The following is a 1,078-nucleotide window of genomic DNA, read 5'->3' as shown; positions in this document are numbered from 1 at the left end:
TCAGGTGGTGTAGAGGTCGTAGGTGGGGGTGTGGTGGGGGTCGGCGATGATGTCGAGGCGGGGGTCGACGGTGAGGATGGCCTGGTGCATGCGCTGGAGTTGGGGTGAGGGTTCGACGCCGAGTTCGTCGATGAGGCGGTGGCGCAGTCGGCGGTAGGTGTCGAGGGCGGCGGCCTGTCTGCCGGAGCGGTAGAGGGCGAGCATGGCTTGTGAGTGGAGGCCTTCGTGCTGGGGGTGGCGGGCGGTGAGGTGGGTGAGTTCGGCGGTGAGTTCGCTGTGGTGGCCGAGGCGGAGTTCGGCGTCGATGCGGCGTTCCTGGGTGACGAGGCGGCTCTGGTGCAGGCGCATGGTCTCGATGTGCAGGACGGGGCCGTGGGGGACGTCGACGAGTGCTTGTTCGTGCCAGAGGCTGAGGGCCTGGTCGAGGAGGCGGGCGGCGTCGGTGTCGTGGCCGTTGTCGAAGGCTTTGTGGCCCTGGGCGGTGAGTTGTTCGTAGCGGTGGGCGTCGACGGTGTCGGGGGGGATCTGCAGGAGGTAGCCGCCGTAGCGGGTGGCGAGGATGTCTTTGGCGGTGGGGGTGGGGGTGGGGGTGCCGTTCTGGGCGGCGGCGGGGCTGGTGCGGGTGCGGGTGCGGGTGGTGGTGGGGGTGTCGGTGGTGGTGGTGAGGGCGTGGGTGAGCATGCGGCGGAGTTGGAGGATGTAGGTCTGCAGGGTGGTGAGGGAGCTGTGGGGGAGGTCGGTGTCCCAGATTTCTTCCATGAGGGTGGGGACGGGGACGACCTGGCCGGGGCGCAGGGCGAGGAGGGCGAGGATCTGGCGGGGTTTGCCTGCGGTGGGGACGATGTTCTTTCCGTTGATTTCGGCGTTGAGTGCACCTAGAACTTTTATGTTCATTGTTCCTCCGTGCCGTTTGCGTGGTGCGTGCCCGGTCGGTCCGATGTGGTGGTGTGGTTTTCGATAGTGTCTTCGGTGGGGGTTGTCGCGGGGTTTTCGCGGGTTGGCCGCGAGGGGGTCTGAAGGTTTTGTGCAGGGGGGTGCGAGGCGGTGCCGAGTGGTTCTCCAGCGGTATTCGAGAACC

Annotated in this window: 1 protein-coding gene; it reads right to left on the bottom strand. The window is 67.3% G+C overall.

The annotated features are described in order from the left end of the window. Complete coding sequence (locus ACFWBD_RS41520; RefSeq protein WP_385679434.1) at positions 1-894, bottom strand: BTAD domain-containing putative transcriptional regulator; 894 nt, start codon at positions 892-894, stop codon at positions 1-3. Positions 895-1,078: the final 184 nt, after the last annotated feature.

Origin of the sequence: Streptomyces sp. NPDC060002, from assembly GCF_042737245.1 — a bacterium.
In the GTDB taxonomy this organism is placed as follows: domain Bacteria; phylum Actinomycetota; class Actinomycetes; order Streptomycetales; family Streptomycetaceae; genus Streptomyces.
The sequence above is the reverse complement of the archived record's forward strand: the minus strand, read 5'-3'. Positions and strand labels throughout refer to the sequence as shown.

Excerpts from the sequence above, each read along its gene's own strand:
- ACFWBD_RS41520 (WP_385679434.1), bottom strand. The coding sequence starts at position 894 with ATGAACATAAAAGTTCTAGGTGCACTCAACGCCGAAATCAACGGAAAG.